We start from the raw sequence: 20,811 nt of genomic DNA on the forward strand, positions 1-20,811 counted from the left end.
TGTTGCACTATAAAATATATTAATTTTTGAAGCGCAATGCTTCTGCAATACACTCTGTTGCTTCCTGTGTTTTGCTTGTACGCTTCGCTTCGTAAGTTCCTTCCTTGCTGCAGGGTACTGCTGCACCCAGGGCTAATGGAAAATACTGATGCTTTTTTGAACGTTTTGCAACCGACCGTTGTGCCCAAACCCGACAGCAACGGAAATACTCCTTTGTTGTACTTAATGGATAAGGTTGCCACGTTGTTCCTCCTCGCAATGACGCAAAAAGATGAATGACAGAAGTTTAAAAAGATTGAAGTGTATGGCGGGACTGCAGCCCATCAACAGAGATGAACGATAATTTTCAAAAGAGTAAAGCAGCAAAGCATTTTTAATTAAATGATTTTTGACCTTGGGTTGCAAAGATTTACAATCAAAAATTGATACATTTGCCTTTTATTAAAAACAAATAGCTTGTGCCCAAAGGCAAAAGCTTTTAGCTTATAAAAAGATGTTTGATAATTTACAGGACAAGCTAGACAGAGCATTTAAAGTATTAAAAGGACAAGGCAGTATTACGGAAATTAACGTGGCAGAAACCATGAAAGAGATTCGTAAAGCGTTATTAGATGCCGATGTTAACTATAAAACCGCCAAATCCTTTACAGATGAGGTTAGGCAAAAAGCATTAGGACAAAACGTATTAACTGCGGTTTCTCCTGGTCAGTTGCTTACAAAAATAATGAACGATGAGCTTGCAGCCTTAATGGGTGGCGAGGTTACCGAACTTGAAACAAAAGCAAACCCAACTATTATTTTAATTGCTGGTTTAAATGGTGCCGGTAAAACTACTTTTGCCGGTAAATTAGCTTTACACTTAAAAGGCAAGGGTAAAAAACCTTTATTAGTTGCTGGTGATATGTATCGCCCAGCAGCGGTAGATCAATTGGAGGTTTTAGGAACTTCTGTTGGTGTATCTGTTTATGCAAACCGCGATTCTAAAGACCCGGTTGGTATTGCTTTAGAAGGTATTGAGCATGGTAAACAAAACGGAAATAATGTAATCATTATCGATACGGCTGGTCGTTTAGCGATTGACGAATCTTTAATGAACGAGATTTCGGAAGTTAAAGCCAAAACGCAACCACACGAAATTTTATTCGTAGTGGATTCGATGACGGGTCAGGATGCGGTAAACACAGCAAAAGTTTTTAACGACAGATTAGATTTTACGGGTGTTGTTTTAACCAAATTAGATGGTGATACTCGTGGTGGTGCTGCGCTTTCCATTAAATCGGTAGTCAACAAACCGATAAAATTTATTGGTACGGGCGAGAAAATGGAAGCACTTGATGTGTTTTATCCAGACCGTATGGCATCGCGTATTTTAGGTATGGGTGATGTGGTTTCACTTGTTGAACGTGCTCAAATGCAGTTTGATGAGAAAGAAGCTGCAGAACTACAGAAAAAAATCCGCAAAAATAAATTCGATTTCAACGATTTCTATAACCAAATTCAGCAGATTAAGAAGATGGGTAATATGAAAGATTTGATGGGTATGATTCCAGGTGTGGGCAAAATGATGAAGAATGTTGACATTCAGGATGATGCTTTTAAATCTATTGAAGCAATTATTAACTCGATGACACCGTTTGAAAAAGAAAATCCGGATGCGATTCAACAAAGCCGCCGTTTAAGAATTGCAAAAGGTTCTGGTAGCAAGGTTGAAGAGGTTACTAAATTAATTAAGCAGTTTGAAGATATGCGTAAAATGATGAAACAGTTTTCGAACCCGGCAGCCGCAGCAGCAATGATGAAAGGTATGCCGAAAATGCCAATGGGTAGAAGGTAGGGTTTTCGAAAGTTAAAAGCAGAAAGACTAAAGCTTAAAGCGAAAATAGCTTATTGTAAATATTTGAAAATCTCAATCAGAAATGGTTGAGATTTTTTTTGATCCAAGACCTATAAGGTTTTGAAAACCTTATAGGTCTAATCTGCAACATTTCATTTTTCATTGCCGCTAGTTTCAACCAACTGTATTTAGATATTTCTTTATATATTAGCCTGAACCAAATATTTATTCATCCCCGAATAATATAACATCCCATTTTTTTTACCGAGAAATTAATGCTTGTAAAAACATACGGGAGTGCAGTTTTTGGCGTGAATGCTTTGACGATAACGATTGAAGTAAGCATTAGCGCTGGCACTAAATATTACATGGTTGGGTTGCCAGATAACGCTGTTAAAGAAAGTTTGCAGAGGGTAGAAAGTGCCATTCATGTAGCGGGTTTCAGAATGCCTCGTCAAAAAATTGTGGTTAACCTTGCGCCTGCTGATATTAGAAAAGAGGGCTCTGCTTACGATTTGCCGATTGCCATTGGAATTTTAGCAGCGTCTGGACAAATCCCATCAGAAGATTTAGAAAACTATTTTGGACACAGTAAATTACTACATTAAAAAAATGGAGCAATTAGATGCTCCAAATTCAATTAGTAAGCGATTTATTCTAGATAGAAAAGCTAATTATTTCTTTAAAAAAGGTCAAAAAGATTCATCACTAATTTACAGTAAAAAAAGATTAAGTATGGATGCTAAAGACGAATTGCAGAATGGTAAGATGGCCAGTAGCGTTATAACTGGCAATTTATATTTGAGCTATACTAATATGGCGGGTGTTTACCTCGATTTGAATAAATTAGATAGCGTGCAAAAATATCTTAAACAAGCTGCAGATTTTTAAAAAAATACCCAAAAAATGTTGATGAAGAAAATGTGATGCTTTACGAGCAAATTAGGATATCTTATTTATTTGCAGCCAAAAAGTTTGCTGAAGCCGAACAACAACAAGAAATTTTATTGAAAAGAGTAAAAGTTGTTTACGAAAAAGAAAATGCAAGTACCGTTGCAGAAATGGGAGTCCTTTTTCAGTTAGAAGCAAAAGACAAATCAATACACAACTTAAGTGAAACCGTTACACTATCGCAAACCAAATTGCTGCGAAACACATTGTGGTTAGCTGTAAGCACCTTAACATTTCTATTAGCTATTTCAGTAGCGTTTTTACTGTATTTTTTCCATAGGCAAAAAAAGTTGAAAACCGAAAGCGAGAAAGTGCAGCTGGACCAGCAACTTCTACGCACACAAATGGAACCTCATTTTATTTTCAATACACTTTCTGCTTTGCAAAGTTTTATCCGTTTTTAACGATAATGAAAAAGCATTAAAATACCTTCATCAATTTGGTCGCTTGTTAAGAAGTAGCTTGCAGCTATCAAGAGAAAGTTGGGTAAAATTGAGTGAAGAAATTGAAGCGCTGGAAAACTATCTCAGTTTACAAAAAATGCGATATGACGATGCTTTCAATTATCAAATAAATATTGATGAAGTACATGAAACGGAAAGTATGTTAGTCCCACCAATGTTAATGCAACCATTTGTAGAAAATGCAATTCTGCATGGTATTAATCCAAACGGGAAAAATGGGCTTATCACAATAAATTTCGATATCGAAAACGAAATTCTTGTTGTTAACATTAAAGACAACGGAAATGGCAAATCCACTGTTGTAAAATCATCAACTCATCAATCATTATTAACCAGAATCAGCAAAGAACGCTTATCATACATAGCTAAAGAAAGTGGTTTAAATGCAGGTATCGATATTAAAAACGATGAGAAATTGGGTACAGTTGTTACAATTACTATCCCGATAAAATCTGGAGAATGCAAAAACAAAAAACGGCTTTATTCTATCAAATAAAGGTTTAAGTTCTGCGAATAATAATTAAGGTAAACACTACCTGCAATTAATTGTATTTTAGATAGGTAAAAATCTAAGAAGTATGCAGAATGTAGTTATCAAGTTTCAGAATCCTTTTAACGAATTTGAAGAGTCTATTATTTACAGCAATAAGGAACAAACAATACAATCGTTTTTAGCTATAAATTGGGAAAAATTAAATACCGATATATATGAAAAACATGATGATGTAATACACGACTATTATTTTTTTGAGGTTAGCTACATCGATTTTGGGAACCATAAAAACATCCTAAATATTGGTGGCGCTTATACACACGGTGAAAATTTAGAACTGAATGGCGTGCAGTTTGATGTTCGCTACACTTGCCCAATTGAAAAAACCAGCAAAGGCTTTTTTGGTCTTGGTGCTGCAACAACGAAAACGGTTTCCAGCGAAATTTGGATGGAAGAATGCAGCAAACCTTTTGTAGTTGAATGTCTTAAAGCTTTTTTAAATCATGATACCGTATTTCTGGAAGATGAGATTATTAACAACGGTGTTTCAAGTTTTTAATACATAGCCATAAATATGAAAGTGATTTATCTATTTCTCTTTATCTGTTTTTCGAGTTTCACAAATTTATCGGCTCAAGAAACTACTAACTATTACAAAGGATTAATTAACAATAAGCCTGTTCGGTTATACTTAAAACAACAGACGAATGACTGCGGTGCTCCTGATATTTATTCAGCAATTTATCAATACGGTAATGGCAAAAACTGGATAGAATTACATATTCAAACAAACAACAAAGGGAATTTTGCAATGACAGAATATCTTTTCACAGGCGTTCTTATCTTAAATAAAAAACAGAATATTTTAGAAGGTGTATGGATAAGTCCTGATAATAAAACACACTTTAAAGTTGTTTTAAATAAGCAAAGCTTGCCTGCTAAACTAAAAGAAATATTTGAAGAAGCTTTAGAAAGAACTCACTACGAAAATTACGACTGTTAAAAAATCTTAAATAAATGGAATCAAATAGCTTAGAGATTAGCAAGCAAAAAAATAGCAATCTATCTATTTTGCTTATTATCGTTAACATTATTCTTCTTTTGGTTTTCGCAAAAATTGGCACCTTAAGCGAAGACCAAGAAATAATCAGTTACATTCTTCTAGTAATTGGCGGTACTATCTTGCTTGGTGGCTATGCTTTCAGTTATCATGGCAAAGGTTATAGAATTGCAAAATGGTTATTCGGCATTGCCTTAATCATTTCCATTGCACTATTTGTTTTATTGTGGTATGTAGCTGGTTTGGCTAAAGCCTTTCAACATTAATAATGAAACTGAACCTAATTAATAAAATATATATCGCAATTGCGATAGGCTTAAGCATTGGAATTGCAATTAAATTTTTCAGCTTTAAAAGCTGGGATAGGTACTATTACGTAACCAGTATTTGTGCGCCAAGCACTCAGCCGATAGCGATACGTAATGCACATTTCATCTTGGCAGACGGCGAAACAGATTTTATAACTCACACCGATGTTGATGATTTTAATACAAATTGGGGACAAGATGATTTCATTTCGAGCGATTTTGAAAAGCAGAGATTACCGTTAAAATTGGTGCTTCAATACGCTTCTTACAGAGACAAAAAGTTCTACAACGATACGATTAACCTTAATGAGAATGAAATCAGAAGTATTTTCAAATCGGCCATTCGCAATAAGCAAGCCATTGGGTTTTCTAAATATGGAGGTGTTAGCGGAAAAGGCTTAAGCTTTTTAATTGGAATTGCAAACGATGGTAATCTTGCCGTTTGGTTGCAAGGAATTTATTTAGATAAATTTCTTGTAAAACAGAAGTTAAAGGCTAAGCAACCGCAGGGCGATGATACTTATTATGGTGCCCAACTTACAAAAGAAGCTTACCTTAAGCAGCGTTTTGAACGCTTATCAGATAGTTTAAAAAACAAGCTTGATAAAGGCTTCGAAGCTAGAGCGAATTACATTGATACACCAACTCGCTACATCGAAAAAAATACCGAACTATGGGAGTATCAAAAGAAAAATAAATACATAGAATGATGGTAAATCATCAAAATATCGGCGAATAATAAATTGTTTGCAGCGAATAATAGAGAACAAATTTTGATGAAGAAAAACTAATTAAATTGGTTTACAAATCACAGCAATAATGATTACAACTTTAAAATTCTGTTTTACAATTACGCTTCTTTTCTTCTCCACCGCAATTTTTGCCCAATTGCCCGAAGAAATTAAATGGAAACACCTTCAAAAAACCTACAATGCCGATAGTAGCGAATTGGTGCTCAGTTTAAATAACCAGTTGTTGCAAGGCAAGTATAAAATTCCTTTTGATGAAGGTGGTTTCGCCCTCTACAACATTAAAAGAGGCATAATTACTGGCGAAGCGTTTTGGTATTCGCAAGGCGGAAGAATGGAATGTAAGCTTTATTACAAAAACGGCGTTCGAAATGGCTTAAAAGAAAATTACGATAACGAAGGCAAAGTTTGGCTGCGTCAGGAATATAAGGATGGCAAGAAAAATGGTACTAGCGAAATGCACAGCAGTGGTAAATTGGTTAATAAATCAGTTTATAAGGCCGATAAAAAACATGGTTTATCTCAAACTTTTTCTGGCGACCAGGTAACAACTGAAGCTTATTATGAAAACGATTTGCGTAACGGAACATCCAAAACTTACAGTTTGGATGGAAAATTAGCTACAGAAATTAATTATAAAGGCGATAAACGAGATGGTATTTATCGGGTCTATAACGATGGTCAAATCATGACGGAAACGAATTATAAAGATGATGTACAGAATGGCTTATCGACCACTTATTCAATGGGGAAGAAAAATATGGATGCAGAGTTTGTAAATGGTAAACGCCACGGCGTTGCGCATATGTACAAGCCAGATGGAACTGCACTTTTTACCCATTATTACCTCAACGGAGAGAAAGTTACGGGAGCCATTTATAACCAAGCGCAGAAGAGATAATTTTGGCGGTCGTCATTGCGAGGTACGAAGCAATCTCATACGCTTTGCATAATAACTTTAATAAGATTGCTTCAATCGATGAAAAACCGATTTCCCAATGACGGAAAATTAATAAATAATGAACATTGACCGATACATAACATCATTATAGCAATGAAAAATCTTTTAATTCTTTTCGCAATTATTCTAACTATGGTTTCATGTAATAATGATTACAAATATACTGATGTGGAAACAGAGCAATTTCTAAACGAAGTAATCAAAAATGCAAAAGTAACCATCACTGATATTACCGAAAGAGATAGGAAACCAGCTGATAAGTTCGGCATAATTACCAGACATACCTTGTCTAAAGAAGACCTAGATGAATACAATAAAAGCAATGGAACAATTGTAAATAAAGCAGATAATCTTTATGATTTTGCAACTTATCAAGTGAAGGATTACGAACTTAAAAACGAAAAAAATGAGTTTTTAAAATTTTTTGATACAAAATGGAAGCTATAGTTTTGAGATTCTTACAAATCGATTAGCTCGAAATCTTGATGAGTTGCTCTGGGAATTCAGCAATTTAGGTCAAGTATTGTCTTTCATTATTTGGGTTTTCGTTGCTTTGTTATGCATTTGTTATTTATCTATGTATAGTCGCAATAAATTAATCATCCTACAATGAAAAAAATAGTTTTAATCACCTCGCTTCTTTTAATAAAATTATCAGCCTTCGCTCAAGAAAAACTTGTGAAAGACCTCGATTTCGATGGCAAAAAAGACACTGTTTACATCGACCAAAAAGCAGCGCAAATCGTATGCAGATTGTCGACGCAAAATTTTAAAAAATTGAAGAGCAAGACTTTCGAAATGTCAAGCAATAATACTTTTATTAAATCGACCCGAAATGGATTTGAATTAAGAAATAATTGGATGCGGGCTGGCTTTGCTTGTCAGTTTAGGTACGAGAAAAAGGAAAAACGCATACGTTTAATTGGAATAAATGAGTATGCTTTTGGCAACGCTGCTAACGAGGGTAGTGGCGAAGCGAGCGCAAACTTATTAACGGGAGATTACATTGGCAATTGGAATTACTACGACCATTTGGCAAATAACGAAAAAGGCGAATTGGTAAAAATCCCAACCATAAAAACTAAGATGAAATTCAACAAAATTTATCTTGAAGGGTTTAATGAAGAGAGCTATTTTTCTTATCAAACACAATTAGAAGGACCTGTAGAAAAACATAAAACTGCGGAAAAGAATAGGAGAGCTAAAACCAAATGATTTACCTTCCTCATTTATAGTATTTCCCGTTGTAATAATTTTACCAGCACAAGCTTCGCAAAAGAAGTAATGGAAACCGATTTTTATAAATCGTTGTAGAAAGCCTATGCAATAAGAACATCATTGCGAGGCAATCTTAAGGATTAATGACTTATTTAATAGGGGCGTAATTCAAATTTCAGCATCATAAAAATACAGCACACTGTAAATTTTCGAAAACAAGTTAATTTGCACCATTTTTTGCATTTACTTTGAAAAAGTTTTCGATATAATTTATCTATGAAGCATAAAGTTTTTAAAACGATAAAATGGTTTTTTGCGATTCTTATCGCACTGATAGTGCTACTATTTTTGGTTACCTATTTCTACATGAAAAAGCCATTATTTGGTAAGGCGGCAGAAGGTGCAAGACTAGAGCGAATGAAAAAATCGCCAAATTTTAAGGATGGCGTTTTCCAAAACATTCATAATACTCCAGCTGTAACCGAAGGTTACACTACTATGGGTATTATTGCCGATAAATTATTCACAAACTATCCAAGATTGACTCCTGTTGATAGCATTCCATCTAAAAAAGTAGATTTACTGAACCTGCCAATTGATGAAGATGTTTTAGTTTGGTTCGGTCATTCCTCTTATTTCATCCAACTGGATGGTAAACGAATACTGGTCGACCCAGTGTTTAGTGGAAATGCCTCGCCAATTCCGGGAACGGTTGTAGCATTTAAAGGAACGGAGCGTTATAAAGTAGAGGATTTACCAAATATCGATTACCTTATTATCTCTCATGACCATTACGACCACGTGGATTACGAAAGTTTAATCAAGCTAAAATCTAAAACTAAAAAAGTTATCTGTGGCTTAGGCGTGGGTGCCGATTTTGAAGAATGGGGCTACAACGTAAACGATATTTTAGAAAAAGATTGGAATGAAACCATCGATTTGGGAAGCGGTTTTTTCATTCACACCACACCGGCCAGACATTTTTCGAGTAGAGGTTTCAGCAGAAATAATACCCTTTGGATGTCGTACGTTTTTCAAAGCCCGAGCATGAAAATTTACATTGGTGGCGATAGTGGTTACGATACACATTACGCTACTATTGGCAAAAAATTTGGACCGATAGACTTAGCGATTTTAGAAGATGGTCAGTACGATAAAAAATGGAAATACATCCATCTGATGCCGGAACAAGGTTTACAAGCCGCAAAAGATTTAAATGCAAAACGATTGTTTCCTGTGCATTCATCAAAATTCGTATTGGCAAATCACCCTTGGGATGAACCTTTGATGAAAATTACAGAATTGAATAAGAAAGCGAAAATTCCACTGGTTACACCAATAATTGGCGAATTTGTTTACCTAAAAAATGATAAGCAAGTTTTTAAACAATGGTGGGTCGGCGTTAAATAAATTCTACTTTAGTAAACACGCTTTGGAGTAAATAAATCACTTTATCTCCGCAATCGTTAATCTATTAGTTTTTTTGTTAAGAATTTATATTAGTTGTTTTAAGCCCCTCAAAAGCTTAAAATCTGTAATTTTTCCATGTTTTTCAATGTTGTTTTCAACTTAAAACTTAATCGTTGGCATAGTGATTGTAAACCTGACGTTACATTTACTAACCGAATTTGTTGTCTACCCCGGCAAATTCATAATTGAAAAACAGAACATGAAAAAGACAATTCAAATTTTTAGCGTGATTTTAATTGCGTTAACAGTAATGGTATCTTGTAAAAAAGATACTGCCCCTTCAGACAGAGATTTTTTTGTTGGAACTTATACTGGAACAGTATCTTACCGTAGCGGCACAACCACTATAAATAGTACCGATGGTAAAGTAACCGTAACTAAAATTGGAGAAAATTACAGATTTTTCTTCGGTAGCGGGATTCCAGATATTACAGGAGTTAGGTTTGAGAAAACAGACGACAATACTTATGTAAGTGTCGGAACTGGATTAACAGGCATAAGTGTCGATGCAAGTAACCTTAAAATATTGGTTTCAAAAGATGGTGAAACCTGGACTGCAAATTGCACCAGATAGTTTATTTAACATAAAAGTCCTGATTTTGCATCAGGACTTTTTTTATAATTCTTCTTCTTCCTCGTCCTCTTCTTCAGGCACATATTTCTCAATAGCCTGCCCAATCGCATTAACTTCTTCGTCTTCCTCAAAAATCGGAAGCTCAGTTTTATAATCCATTTTTAACCAAATCGAAGAGGTATCTTTCTGAATTTGAATGTATTCTTTACCATCTTTAAAAATGGTGTATTGGTCATTTCCTTCCGGGAAAACCGAATAATTTACTGGGCCAATTTCTATATCAAAAGGTTCTTCCATCGCTACTTTTTTCACCAAAGATAAAGCTTAAAATGGAATAATAGATTGCCAAAAAAGATTTAGAAACTAACGTTCTGGTTTACCATAGCGGTTTACAGTCCCGCCATACACTTCAATCTTTTTCAAACCTATAAGGTTTTAAAATCCTTATAGTTTAATCAAAAGTATTTTCGCTGCTGTCGGGTTTAGGCACAAAGCCTCAATCCCTTGGCAAAACAAAACCCAGTGCAGGAAATTAACATTTTCGTAAAAATTTGGCATTGCATTGATATTGACATAAATTGAAGAAAATAGATGTTAAATTGCCGCATCAAATGTGGTTTTAATAGAATGAAATTAGCGTACAAAAAAATTGTTGTTAAAGTTGGGTCGAATGTAATAACTCAGGCAAACGGATTACCAGATGAATCCCGAATTCAACATTTGGTTAATCAATTGGCTGAAATAAAAAAGCAAGGAATTGAAGTAATTTTGGTTTCATCAGGTGCGGTAGCATCAGGTAGAAGCCTTATAAAAGTTTCCGAAAAGCAAGATGCCGTTACAACAAGACAATTATTAGCCGCAATTGGTCAGGTAAAATTGATTAATACTTACTCCAATTTCTTCGAACCACATAAAATAAAATGTGCACAGGTTTTAGTAACAAAAGAAGATTTTAGAGATAGGGCACATTACCTCAACATGAAAAACTGTATGCAAATTTTGCTGCAGAACGATGTAATTCCTGTTGTTAACGAAAACGATGTTGTTTCGGTAACCGAATTAATGTTTACTGATAATGATGAGTTGGCAGGTTTAATTGCATCAATGTTAAATGCCGATGCACTCATCATTTTATCAAACGTAAATGGCATTTACAACGGCGATCCTAAAATAGAAGGTTCTGAAGTTATTGAAGAGATTTCGGGTTCAGTTTCAAATCTGGCTTCATTTATTCAAACTGGTAAATCACAATTTGGTCGTGGTGGCATGGTAACAAAATCGACCATGGCGCAAAAGGTTGCCAAACTTGGCATCACAGTTCACATTGCCAACGGAACTACAGATAATGTGCTTACATCTTTATTAGATAAAAATCTTATCCACACACGCTTTGTGCCTGAGAAAATTAAATCGGGCAAAAAGAAATGGATAGCGCATTCAGAAACTTCGGCAACGGGTGTAGTAAAGCTAAATAATGGTGCAAAAGAAGTTTTAACATCTGGCAAAGCCACAAGTTTATTGCCTATTGGTATAATCGAAATTCAATCAGATTTTTTAAAAGGCGATATTATTAAAATTATGGATGAAAAAAACCAGCTTATTGGCTTAGGTATAGCCGAGTACGGTTCTGACAAGGCAAAAGAAAGAATCGGATTAAAAAAACAAAAAGCTTTGGTGCATTACGATTATTTTTACTCTGCGATATAAGTTGAAAGACTAAAGCAGAAAGACCAAAGCCATGGGGAAGTTTTATACTATCGTCATTGCGAGGTACGAAGCAATCTTAATGCTTTCCAATACATCAATCTTTATACTTGATTCCCGCTACTTGATACTACAAAAAATGAACTATAAACAATACTTCGAAAAGGCGCAACAAGCAAGCCGCACAATGGTAAGCTTGAGCAAAGATAAAATCAATACAGTATTAGCAAATTTAGCTGATGCTTTAGTTATTCATACAGCAGAAATCTTAGCTGAAAATGCTAAAGATTTGGAGAAAATGCCTCAGGAAGATCCGAAATACGATAGACTTAAACTCACCGAACAGCGTATTTCTGATATTGCAAATGATGTTAAAAACGTAGTCAATTTAGATAGTCCGTTGGGCGAAGTGCTTTCAGATAAAACTCTTGAAAATAAACTTCATATTCAAAAAATTAGGGTTCCGCTTGGTGTTGTTGGGGTTATTTATGAAGCCCGTCCAAATGTTACTGCCGATGTATTTTCACTTTGTTTTAAAACCGGAAATGTTGCTGTGTTAAAAGGTGGGAGCGATGCAGAATGTTCAAACCTTGCAATTACAAAAGTGATTCAAAATGTTTTGAAAACACACAATATAAACCCTGATGTTTTAACTTTATTGCCAACAGAAAGAGCTGCTACCGAAGCTTTGCTTAATGCAAGAGGATTTGTAGATGTACTCATTCCTCGCGGCAGTCAATCGTTAATTAATTACGTTCGCGAAAACAGTAAAATTCCAGTAATTGAAACCGGAGCAGGAATTGTTCATACTTATTTTGATGAAACCGGAGATTTAGAAAAAGGAAAGGCAATTATTTTTAACGCAAAAACAAGAAGAGTAAGCGTTTGTAATTCGTTAGATTGTCTATTAATTCATCAAAACAGGTTAAATGATTTATCTGTGCTTTTATCGCCTTTGGCTGATGCAAAAGTTGAAATTTTCGCGGATGAAAAAAGCTATGATGTTTTGAAAAACTCCTATCCGGCTACGCTTTTACAAACGGCTACAGCCGAGCATTTTGGCACCGAGTTTTTATCTTTAAAGTTAGCAGTTAAAGTGGTTGAAGATTTAGATTCAGCATTAAATCACATTGCTAATTATAGTTCTAAACATAGCGAAGCCATTATCTCAGAAAATGCAGAAAACATTACCAGATTTTTAAATGAGGTAGATGCGGCTGCGGTCTATGCCAATGCTTCAACAGGATTTACGGATGGCGCTCAGTTTGGTTTAGGTGCAGAAATTGGCATTAGTACACAAAAACTCCACGCACGTGGGCCAATGGGGCTGCAGGAATTAACCAGTTATAAATGGGTAGTTAGAGGTGATGGGCAAGTGAGGGGATAGACAACGCGTCATTGCTAGGCACGAAGCAATCTTACAATTTGGATTATACCTTTCGCTTTAAGATTGCTTCGTGCCTAGCAATGACGAAAACACTAGTGAACCAATTAAATCTCAAACACTTCTCCCCTTTCTGGCGCAACAACATTAAAACCTTCGTCCTGCAAAGCAGCGGTTAAACTCTGTAAGCTTTTATCCTCACCATGTACCAGAAAAACCTTTTTAGGTTGCCCTGTTTGTTTTACCGTTCTCATTAAATCGTCATGGTCGCCGTGGCCACTTAATAAATCTGTTTGGCGAATGGTTGCATAGACCATCATTTCGCGGTCTTTAATTCTAACAATTGGTGCACCACTTAAAAGTTTGTAACCAAGCGTTCCTTTGGCACAATAACCAATAAAAAGAATGGTACAGTAATAGTTTTGTATGTTGTAGTATAAGTGATCTTGAATTCGTCCGCCCTCTAGCATTCCGGCTGATGAAATGATGATACAAGGATCGAAATAATTAGAAACATCCTTACTCTCTTTCATCGTTTGAACGTAAGCCAAATGCTCAAATTCAAATTCATCACCCATGGTTTTATAAAAATCTTTAGCTTCTTGATTAACCAGATTATGATGCTTACGATAAACATCAGTTGCCTGTATCGCCATCGGACTATCAACAAAAATTTGAACCGGAGGCAAAAGCTTTTTTGTAAAAATCTGGTTTAGTGCAAAAACCAACGATTGCGTTCTGCCAATACTAAACGCCGGAATAATTAATCTTCCGGGTGTTTTAATGCAAGCTTCTTCAATTTCTTTAACCAATCGCTCTTCCAAAGTTTGGTCTTTGGTATGGTACCGACCCCCATAAGTAGATTCGCAAACAAAATAATCTACTTCGGGCATTGGCTCAGGCTTTACCAAAACCGGATAATTTTCCCTACCAATATCACCAGAGAAAGCAATTTTCTTCTCTTCGCCGTTATCATTTATGGTTAAAACAGCTGCTGCTGCACCTAATAAATGGCCAACCGGAATAAAAGTTAAACTAATATCCCCATTAATTCTAAAAGGCTTGTTAAATGCGATGGTTACGAATCTATCAATCGTATCCATCACATGTTTATGCAGATACAAAGGTTTTGGGCCACTAAAATTTCCTCGTTTGGTACGTGGTTTTCGACTTTGCTTACGTAAAAAAAGCTCAACAGAATCGAATAATAATATGGAAGTTAAATCAGCAGTTGGCGGTGTGCAAAGCACTTGCCCATCAAAACCAAGGCGTACTAAAGTTGGTAAGTTACCCGAATGGTCAATGTGTGCATGGGTTAAAATCACCAAATTTATATCTGATGGATCGAAAGGAAATTGCTGGTTTTCTTCCTGATAGGTTTCCTTTTCGTAATCCAAACCACAATCTATCAGTATTTTGTAATGCCCAACCTCTAACAGGTGCATACTTCCGGTTACTTGTTGTGCAGCGCCCCAAAACGTTAACTTCATCTTCTAATCTTTCGGTAAATTGTTTGGTGTAAAGTAGTACAATTGCATGAGTTTTTAAACAATAGGTGGTAATTTTTTGGTTATTGGAGCTTTACTTAATGCTAACTTTGCTCCTACACAGTTATTTAATACGTTTTCTTCGAAGCCATTGGCGAGTTTGTCGATATTTACTTTCAGTTGGTCGAATAGGCTTTAAATGGCGTAACAAAAAACTTATCATTGTTTCTAATTAATATAAAACGAGTAACATGAAATACTTTAAAAGCTTCCCGATAGAATTATTTTTCTGGATTACGGCTTTAGTATTATTGGCAACATCCAATGCTCATGAACATCATTTTACACTTTGCCCGCTGGCAAATTTAGGCTTCGAAAGTTGGTGCCCCGGTTGTGGATTAGGCCGATCGATAAGCCATATTTTCCACGGAGAATTTAGCGAAAGTTTTAAACAACATTGGTTTGGATTTCCGGCGCTGGCAATTATTGGTTACAGAATAATAGTTTTAATTAACAACATAACACAAAACAAACACACAATATCAAAAATATAACATTATGGATATTTATCAATCACCTCTTATGTCGTTACCAGGTATAACGCCAGAAGAATTTTCATACTTACAACAAGCAACTACAGGTTTAACCGAGCAGCAATTACGTAACTTTTTGATGGTTTACAGCAGCAAAAGAAAAAACCCATCAGATATGTTAATATTCTGTATCATCGGTTTATTGGTTGTTCCGGGCTTACAACGCTTTATAATTGGCCAAATTGGTATGGGTTTATTGTATTTGTTTACAATCGGCTTGTGTTTCATAGGTTCAATCGTAGATATTATTAACCACAAACAATTAGCTTTTGAGCATAATCAAAAAATGGCTTTCGAAAGTTTGCAAATGGTTAGAATGGGCGGATTTCAGTAATCTTTTATCCGAAAAGCAAGTTCAGTTCAATAATTAAGCGTTAGTCCCGCTATACATTACAAGTCCGCACCCGATGAAGAATCGGGTTTGCGGGCTTTTCATTTCTATCGGGTTTAGCCTTGTAAATATTGTATTTCTTGGGTTTGGTTTTACCACCCCTAATGTCATTAACTTAAGAAAAGCCGTTGTCAGTCTGAGCTTGTCGAAGACCTTTTTTTTATTGTAAACAAAAGATTGTGTCCTTCGACAAGCTCAGGATGACAAGCGCATAAAAAAATTCCTTTCTAACTAAAACCTCAAAATTTCTATCTTTATACCATGAGATTATCAGAAATCACCAACTACCTCGAAAGTATCGCACCCTTAAATTATCAGGAAGATTACGATAATTCAGGTTTAATTGTCGGCGATCCGAACATGGAAGTTCGGGCTGCTCTTGTGGCTTTAGATTGTGTAGAAAAAATCGTTGACGAAGCTATTTCAACAGGCTGTAATCTCATTATTACCCATCACCCCATTGTTTTTAAAGGCCTAAAAAAATTCAACGGAAAAAACTATGTGGAGCGTGTTATACTAAAAGCAATAAAAAATAATGTAGCATTATACGCAATACATACCAATCTGGATAGTGTACACACAGGCGTTAACGCCAGAATATGTGAGCGGTTAGGTTTAACAGGCACTAAAGTTTTAGCACCGAAATCAGGGATTCTCAAGAAACTGGTAACTTTTTGTCCGCATGCACAGGCAGAACAATTGCGCCAGGCACTTTTTTATGCTGGTGCGGGCAACATTGGCAAGTATAGCGAAACCAGTTTTAATACAAATGGCACAGGTACTTTTAAAGGAAATGAATCTGCAGAACCTTATGTCGGCGAAAAGGGCATTCAACATCACGAAGCCGAAGTACGCATAGAAACCATTTTCCCGGCACAAGCGAAAAGAAAAGTTTTAGTCGCACTTTTCGAAAACCATCCTTACGAAGAAGTAGCCTACGATATTTACAACTTGGAAAACAAACACCAGCAAGTTGGTTCTGGTATGTTGGGTTGGCTAGAGTATGATATGGAATCTTATGATTTTCTCCACATGGTAAAAGATAAAATGAATGCCAAAGTTGTGCGCCATACATCGGTTTTGCCTAAAAGGATAAAAAAAGTTGCAGTTTGTGGTGGCTCAGGCAGTTTTCTATTAAAAGAAGCTATTGCTGCAGGTGCTGATGCTTTTATTACTGCCGATTTTAAATATCACGAGTTTTTTGATGCCGAAGAAAAAATCATCATTGCCGACATCGGACACTTTGAAACTGAACAATTTACATCAAATTTATTGGTTGAAATTATTCAGAAAAAATTTACTAACTTTGCAATCCGTTTAACGGAGCAAAATACAAACCCCATAAATTACTTGTTTTAATGGAACAAACCGTAGAACAAAAGCTAAAGGCTTTATACGAATTACAAAATATCCACACAAAAATCGATAAAATCCGTCAGGTTAGAGGCGAATTACCAATGGAAGTTGCCGACCTTGAGGATGATGTGTTAGGATTAGAAACCAGAATTCAGAAAATTAAGTCAGAACTTGATGATCTTGAAGATTCTATCGTAACCCGTAAAAACACAATTAAAGATGCGCAAGCAGCTATAAAAAGATACGATACTCAATTAAAAGAAGTTAAAAACAATCGTGAATACGATGCTTTAACTAAAGAAATTGAAATTCAAGGATTAGACATTCAGGTTTCTGAAAAGAAAATTAAAGAGCACGGTTTCGAAATTACTTCAAAAACTGAAATCTACCAAGCTGCTTTAACAGATTTAGAAGGCAGAAAGAAAGATTTAGATATTAAGAAAAACGAACTGGGCGTAATTACTTCAGAGACTGAAAAAGAGGAGCAAGATTTACAAGCTAAAGCTGATAAATCAGAGCCTGCTATCGAAGAGCGTTTATTAGTAGCTTACAAGCGTTTACGCAAAAATGCTATCAACGGTTTAGCTGTTGTAACTATCGATCGCGATTCATGTTCTGGATGTTTCAATCAAATTCCACCTCAGCGTCAATTAGATATTCGTCAGCGTAAAAAAATTATCGTTTGCGAGCACTGCGGACGTATTTTGGTTGATGAGGCTTTAACTCACGAAGTTGCTGAAGCTTAATTCAAAATAAAATTTTTTAAAAGGTCTTGAAATTCTCAAGGCCTTTTTTGTTTTTAAGGCAAAAACTTTTTTAATTGTACCTATATTAAATTTAAGGTACAATATTTGTTCTTTAGCGATTTAAATATAAACGCGAATACTACAGCATGACTAAAAGCTTACGATTATTTTTTCTAATCGCTCTCTTGACTCCATTTTCAGCATTTTCAAATTTCGATTTTAACGCAAATTGCCTTAAGGCATATAAAAGTATTTTTGAGTTAAAGCTGGGTAATGCAAGAGCTTATATTTCAACAGAAAAGAAATTGAGGCCTAATAATTCAATCATTCCATTGCTGGAGAATTATGTAGATTATTTTGTATTAATAACATCTGATAGTAAAGCAGATTTCGACAGGCTAAAAGGCAATAAATCGGCTCGTTTAGACCAAATAAGCGATGATGATAAGAGTTCTCCATTCTACTTATATGCTCAAGCAGAAATCAATCTTCAGTGGGCTTTAGCCCGTGGTCGTTTTGGAGAGTATTTTAATGCTGCATTGGAAATTCGAAAAGCAAATAATCTCTTACAGGAGAATGCTAAAAAATTCCCAAATTTTTTGCTAAATACAAAAGGCTTAGGTTTAATTAATGCGGTTATGGGAAATTTACCAGACGGCGCATTAAAAAGCACACTAGCTACTTTCGGTATCAAAGGCAATTTACAAAACGGTTTAAACATGCTGGATAAGCTTGCCGAAAGTTTACCAAAAACAGCTTATGAGCCATTTTATGAGGAACTGGTTTTTTATTATGCCTACGTTTTAAGTGATGTAGCACATAGCCCATCAGCTTATGCAAAAACCATGAAATTTACGCAGCGTATTGCCGATTCGAGTTTATTAAAAAGCTATTTGCAAGGATATATTTGCATTAAAACTGGCCATAACGAAGAAGCAATATCAATTTTAAGTAAGCGACCGGAAGGCGCTACTTTTCAGTCTTTTCCTTATTTAGAGTACCTAGAAGGGGTAGCGCATTTAAATAAATTAGATTTATCCGCAGCAACTTATCTAAATAAGTTTTTACAAACGAATAAGGGCGTAAACTACATTAAAGACTCTAACCTTCGGTTAGCATGGATTGCGCTCTTAAAAGGCGACAAAAGTGGTTATTCATCATATGCTAAGAAAGTTATTGATGGTGGCTATAGTTATTACGACAAGGACAAACAAGCTCAGAGTGAAGCTACGGCTCCAGCTCCGCCAGCTGATTTATTGAAAGCCAGATTACTTTTTGATGGTGGATATTTTACAAAAGCACTACAACAGCTTGATGATAAAGATGTTGGAAATTATTCATCAGAAAAGGATAAAACAGAATTTACTTACCGAATGGGACGTATAAACGATGATTTAGGAAAAGACGATGCTGCGATTAATTATTACCAATCTACCATAAATCAAGGTAGAAATTTGAAGTACTTTTTTGCTGCAAATGCAGCATTACAAATGGGCAAGGTTTACGAGAAAAAAGGAAATAAGGCTAAAGCAAAAGAGGCTTTCAATACAGCCATCTCCATGAAAAACCATGAATACGAAAACAGTATTGAAAGCCAGGCAAAAGTAGGGTTAAAGCGACTTAATTAAAACCTGTAAACAAAAGCATTAATGTGCATACCTGCTCCGACTGAAGCAAATACTGCCACATCGCCTTTTTTTACTTTATATCCTTTAACTTGTTCTTTTAACACTAAATCCAACAATGTTGGCACTGTTGCTACACTACTGTTTCCTAGCCATGAAATTGTCATTGGAACTAGGTTTTCTGGCACCGTATCTAAACCATAAAGTTTAAACAGGCGTTTCATAATTGCAGCATCCATTTTGCCATTTGCCTGATGTACGAAAACAATGTTTACGTCTTCAACACTTAATCCAGCCTTATCAATAGCTTTTTTAATAACTTGTGGAACCTGAACAACAGCAAACTCATATAGTTTGCGTCCATTCATTTTAAGGTAGTAATTGCCACTTGTTTCTTCAGGATGAGAACCTTTACCCATCGTTAACAAATTGCCATAATTTACAGCATGGGTTTCAGTTTTATGAGCAAGTATCCCTTGTTTTTCTTCGGTCTTAGCTTCAAATATTACAGCACCAGCACCGTCTGAAAATATCATGCTATCCCTGTCATGCGGATCAATAATTCTTGATAGTGTTTCTGCGCCAATAACTAACACTCGTTTAGCATCGCCGCTTTTAATGTAATAATCGGCTTGTATTGCGCCCTGTACCCAACCCGGGCAGCCAAAAATAATATCATAAGCTACACAATCAGGATTTAGAATACTTAACTGTTGTTTTACTTTTGATGCCAATGAAGGCAAAATATCGATACGATTGCTATTTAATGGGATATCACCAAAATTATGGCAGAATATGATGTAATCTAAAGTTTCTTTATCTATTCCCGCGTTTTCAATAGCTTTTTCTGCTGCTTTTGCACCGATTTGATTACTCAATTGGTCAGGACAGGCATATCGTCTTTCAACGATTTCTGTTATCTCAGAAAATTTATGAATAATTTCTGCATTTTCTTTATCTATGCGATTTCCGTTCTCAAAAAAAACAGAATTTAGAAACTCATTTCCAGAAATAATATTTTCTGGTATATAGCTTCCAGTTCCGGTAATTACCGTATTAATAGTTGTGCTCATAATTATAATACCGCATACTAAAACGGTATGTAGTATAAAACTATGGTTAATAAATTGGAAATGGAAATTTATGCTAAATTATTTTCCTTGGCAAAATTATATAGACCATTCTTCTTATCTACATTTAACTTTTGCAGCATGTTTTTTCGATGCGTATCTACGGTGAAAATACTAATATATAACTTAGTTGCAATTTGTGCAGAAGAAAAATTTTGTCCAATTAGTTTTTTCAACATCACTACGTTTAAGAAACGCTTCATTACTATTATTATATTTTCCATCAACTTCAAATTGTTCGCATTTAGATAATGCTAATACCAGCAATAATTATATCAATAACGCTTTTATTATCTTTAAAAATACCTAATTA

Annotated in this window: 25 protein-coding genes and 1 pseudogene; 21 read left to right on the forward strand and 5 right to left on the reverse strand. The window is 35.3% G+C overall.

The genetic code is table 11. From position 1 onward, the window contains the following. Positions 1-19 precede the first annotated feature (19 nt). A complete protein-coding gene (locus ACO05K_RS16645; RefSeq protein WP_421945548.1) occupies positions 20-259 on the reverse strand; it encodes a hypothetical protein in 240 nt (79 codons plus the stop codon). A 234-nt stretch (positions 260-493) separates the two neighbouring features. On the opposite strand from ACO05K_RS16645, the gene ffh reads away from it, so the two are divergent. The 14 genes and pseudogenes from ffh (at position 494) to ACO05K_RS16715 (ending at position 10,082) form a co-directional block, all read left to right on the forward strand. Beyond that, entirely contained in the window at positions 494-1,834 is a 1,341-nt protein-coding gene (gene ffh, locus ACO05K_RS16650) for a signal recognition particle protein (RefSeq protein WP_231458525.1), read from the forward strand. A gap of 275 nt (positions 1,835-2,109) precedes the next feature. Continuing rightward, a pseudogene (locus ACO05K_RS16655) lies at positions 2,110-2,415 on the forward strand (magnesium chelatase domain-containing protein); the annotation flags it as partial. 31 nt (positions 2,416-2,446) lie between these two features. Further along, positions 2,447-2,725 (forward strand): hypothetical protein, encoded by a 279-nt coding sequence (locus ACO05K_RS16660; protein WP_421945549.1) that lies wholly within the window; start codon positions 2,447-2,449, stop codon positions 2,723-2,725. A gap of 35 nt (positions 2,726-2,760) precedes the next feature. Then, positions 2,761-3,189, forward strand: a complete 429-nt coding sequence (locus tag ACO05K_RS16665; RefSeq protein WP_421945550.1) for a histidine kinase — start codon at positions 2,761-2,763, stop codon at positions 3,187-3,189. A 43-nt stretch (positions 3,190-3,232) separates the two neighbouring features. Next, entirely contained in the window at positions 3,233-3,745 is a 513-nt protein-coding gene (locus ACO05K_RS16670) for a sensor histidine kinase (RefSeq protein WP_421945551.1), read from the forward strand. Positions 3,746-3,827: 82 nt separating this feature from the next. Next, the gene (locus tag ACO05K_RS16675) at positions 3,828-4,301 is read left to right on the forward strand and encodes a hypothetical protein (protein WP_421945552.1); all 474 of its coding nucleotides are present in this window, start codon (positions 3,828-3,830) and stop codon (positions 4,299-4,301) included. A 15-nt stretch (positions 4,302-4,316) separates the two neighbouring features. Further along, positions 4,317-4,745 (forward strand): hypothetical protein, encoded by a 429-nt coding sequence (locus ACO05K_RS16680; RefSeq protein WP_421945553.1) that lies wholly within the window; start codon positions 4,317-4,319, stop codon positions 4,743-4,745. A gap of 14 nt (positions 4,746-4,759) precedes the next feature. Beyond that, positions 4,760-5,068: a hypothetical protein gene (locus ACO05K_RS16685; protein WP_421945554.1), complete on the forward strand. Its 309-nt coding sequence runs from the start codon at positions 4,760-4,762 to the stop codon at positions 5,066-5,068. 2 nt (positions 5,069-5,070) lie between these two features. After that, complete coding sequence (locus tag ACO05K_RS16690) at positions 5,071-5,820, forward strand: DUF2931 family protein (RefSeq protein ID WP_421945555.1); 750 nt, start codon at positions 5,071-5,073, stop codon at positions 5,818-5,820. Between the two features lie 109 nt (positions 5,821-5,929). Continuing rightward, on the forward strand, positions 5,930-6,760 hold the full coding sequence (locus tag ACO05K_RS16695; protein WP_421945556.1) for a toxin-antitoxin system YwqK family antitoxin: 831 nt from the start codon (positions 5,930-5,932) through the stop codon (positions 6,758-6,760). A 153-nt stretch (positions 6,761-6,913) separates the two neighbouring features. Next, the gene (locus ACO05K_RS16700; protein WP_421945557.1) at positions 6,914-7,267 is read left to right on the forward strand and encodes a hypothetical protein; all 354 of its coding nucleotides are present in this window, start codon (positions 6,914-6,916) and stop codon (positions 7,265-7,267) included. Between the two features lie 162 nt (positions 7,268-7,429). Then, the gene (locus ACO05K_RS16705; RefSeq protein WP_421945558.1) at positions 7,430-8,035 is read left to right on the forward strand and encodes a hypothetical protein; all 606 of its coding nucleotides are present in this window, start codon (positions 7,430-7,432) and stop codon (positions 8,033-8,035) included. Positions 8,036-8,314: 279 nt separating this feature from the next. Beyond that, complete coding sequence (locus ACO05K_RS16710) at positions 8,315-9,448, forward strand: MBL fold metallo-hydrolase (protein WP_421945559.1); 1,134 nt, start codon at positions 8,315-8,317, stop codon at positions 9,446-9,448. A gap of 259 nt (positions 9,449-9,707) precedes the next feature. Next, positions 9,708-10,082, forward strand: a complete 375-nt coding sequence (locus ACO05K_RS16715) for a hypothetical protein (RefSeq protein ID WP_421945560.1) — start codon at positions 9,708-9,710, stop codon at positions 10,080-10,082. Positions 10,083-10,124: 42 nt separating this feature from the next. Here the strand turns inward: ACO05K_RS16715 and ACO05K_RS16720 are convergent, their stop codons facing one another. Continuing rightward, positions 10,125-10,379: a hypothetical protein gene (locus tag ACO05K_RS16720; protein WP_421945561.1), complete on the reverse strand. Its 255-nt coding sequence runs from the start codon at positions 10,377-10,379 to the stop codon at positions 10,125-10,127. Between the two features lie 330 nt (positions 10,380-10,709). On the opposite strand from ACO05K_RS16720, the gene proB reads away from it, so the two are divergent. Next, positions 10,710-11,789, forward strand: a complete 1,080-nt coding sequence (gene proB / locus ACO05K_RS16725; protein ID WP_421945562.1) for a glutamate 5-kinase — start codon at positions 10,710-10,712, stop codon at positions 11,787-11,789. A gap of 136 nt (positions 11,790-11,925) precedes the next feature. Then, entirely contained in the window at positions 11,926-13,173 is a 1,248-nt protein-coding gene (locus ACO05K_RS16730; protein WP_421945563.1) for a glutamate-5-semialdehyde dehydrogenase, read from the forward strand. A gap of 104 nt (positions 13,174-13,277) precedes the next feature. Here ACO05K_RS16730 and ACO05K_RS16735 read toward each other — a convergent pair whose 3' ends face one another. Continuing rightward, complete coding sequence (locus tag ACO05K_RS16735; RefSeq protein ID WP_421945564.1) at positions 13,278-14,660, reverse strand: MBL fold metallo-hydrolase RNA specificity domain-containing protein; 1,383 nt, start codon at positions 14,658-14,660, stop codon at positions 13,278-13,280. 248 nt (positions 14,661-14,908) lie between these two features. Here ACO05K_RS16735 and ACO05K_RS16740 point away from each other — a divergent pair, with 248 nt between their 5' ends. From ACO05K_RS16740 to ACO05K_RS16760, 5 genes are all read left to right on the forward strand, one after another. Further along, positions 14,909-15,211, forward strand: a complete 303-nt coding sequence (locus tag ACO05K_RS16740) for a DUF2752 domain-containing protein (protein ID WP_316735640.1) — start codon at positions 14,909-14,911, stop codon at positions 15,209-15,211. Positions 15,212-15,215: 4 nt separating this feature from the next. Next, positions 15,216-15,584 carry an NINE protein gene (locus ACO05K_RS16745; RefSeq protein ID WP_290240845.1) on the forward strand — a complete coding sequence of 123 codons (369 nt, stop codon included), beginning with the start codon at positions 15,216-15,218 and terminating at the stop codon, positions 15,582-15,584. 318 nt (positions 15,585-15,902) lie between these two features. Continuing rightward, complete coding sequence (locus ACO05K_RS16750; protein WP_421945565.1) at positions 15,903-17,000, forward strand: Nif3-like dinuclear metal center hexameric protein; 1,098 nt, start codon at positions 15,903-15,905, stop codon at positions 16,998-17,000. Beyond that, entirely contained in the window at positions 17,000-17,743 is a 744-nt protein-coding gene (locus ACO05K_RS16755; protein ID WP_421945566.1) for a zinc ribbon domain-containing protein, read from the forward strand. The genes ACO05K_RS16750 and ACO05K_RS16755 overlap by 1 nt, the downstream gene beginning before the upstream one ends. 146 nt (positions 17,744-17,889) lie before the next feature. After that, the gene (locus ACO05K_RS16760) at positions 17,890-19,371 is read left to right on the forward strand and encodes a tetratricopeptide repeat protein (RefSeq protein ID WP_421945567.1); all 1,482 of its coding nucleotides are present in this window, start codon (positions 17,890-17,892) and stop codon (positions 19,369-19,371) included. On the opposite strand, the gene ACO05K_RS16765 is transcribed toward ACO05K_RS16760, so the two are convergent. Next, complete coding sequence (locus ACO05K_RS16765; RefSeq protein WP_421945568.1) at positions 19,368-20,441, reverse strand: 3-oxoacyl-ACP synthase III family protein; 1,074 nt, start codon at positions 20,439-20,441, stop codon at positions 19,368-19,370. The genes ACO05K_RS16760 and ACO05K_RS16765 overlap by 4 nt on opposite strands. Before the next feature lie 68 nt (positions 20,442-20,509). Beyond that, positions 20,510-20,722, reverse strand: a complete 213-nt coding sequence (locus tag ACO05K_RS16770; RefSeq protein ID WP_421945569.1) for a response regulator transcription factor — start codon at positions 20,720-20,722, stop codon at positions 20,510-20,512. Positions 20,723-20,811 lie beyond the last annotated feature (89 nt).

The sequence above is a fragment of the Pedobacter sp. genome, from assembly GCF_965227205.1.
GTDB lineage: Bacteria > Bacteroidota > Bacteroidia > Sphingobacteriales > Sphingobacteriaceae > Pedobacter.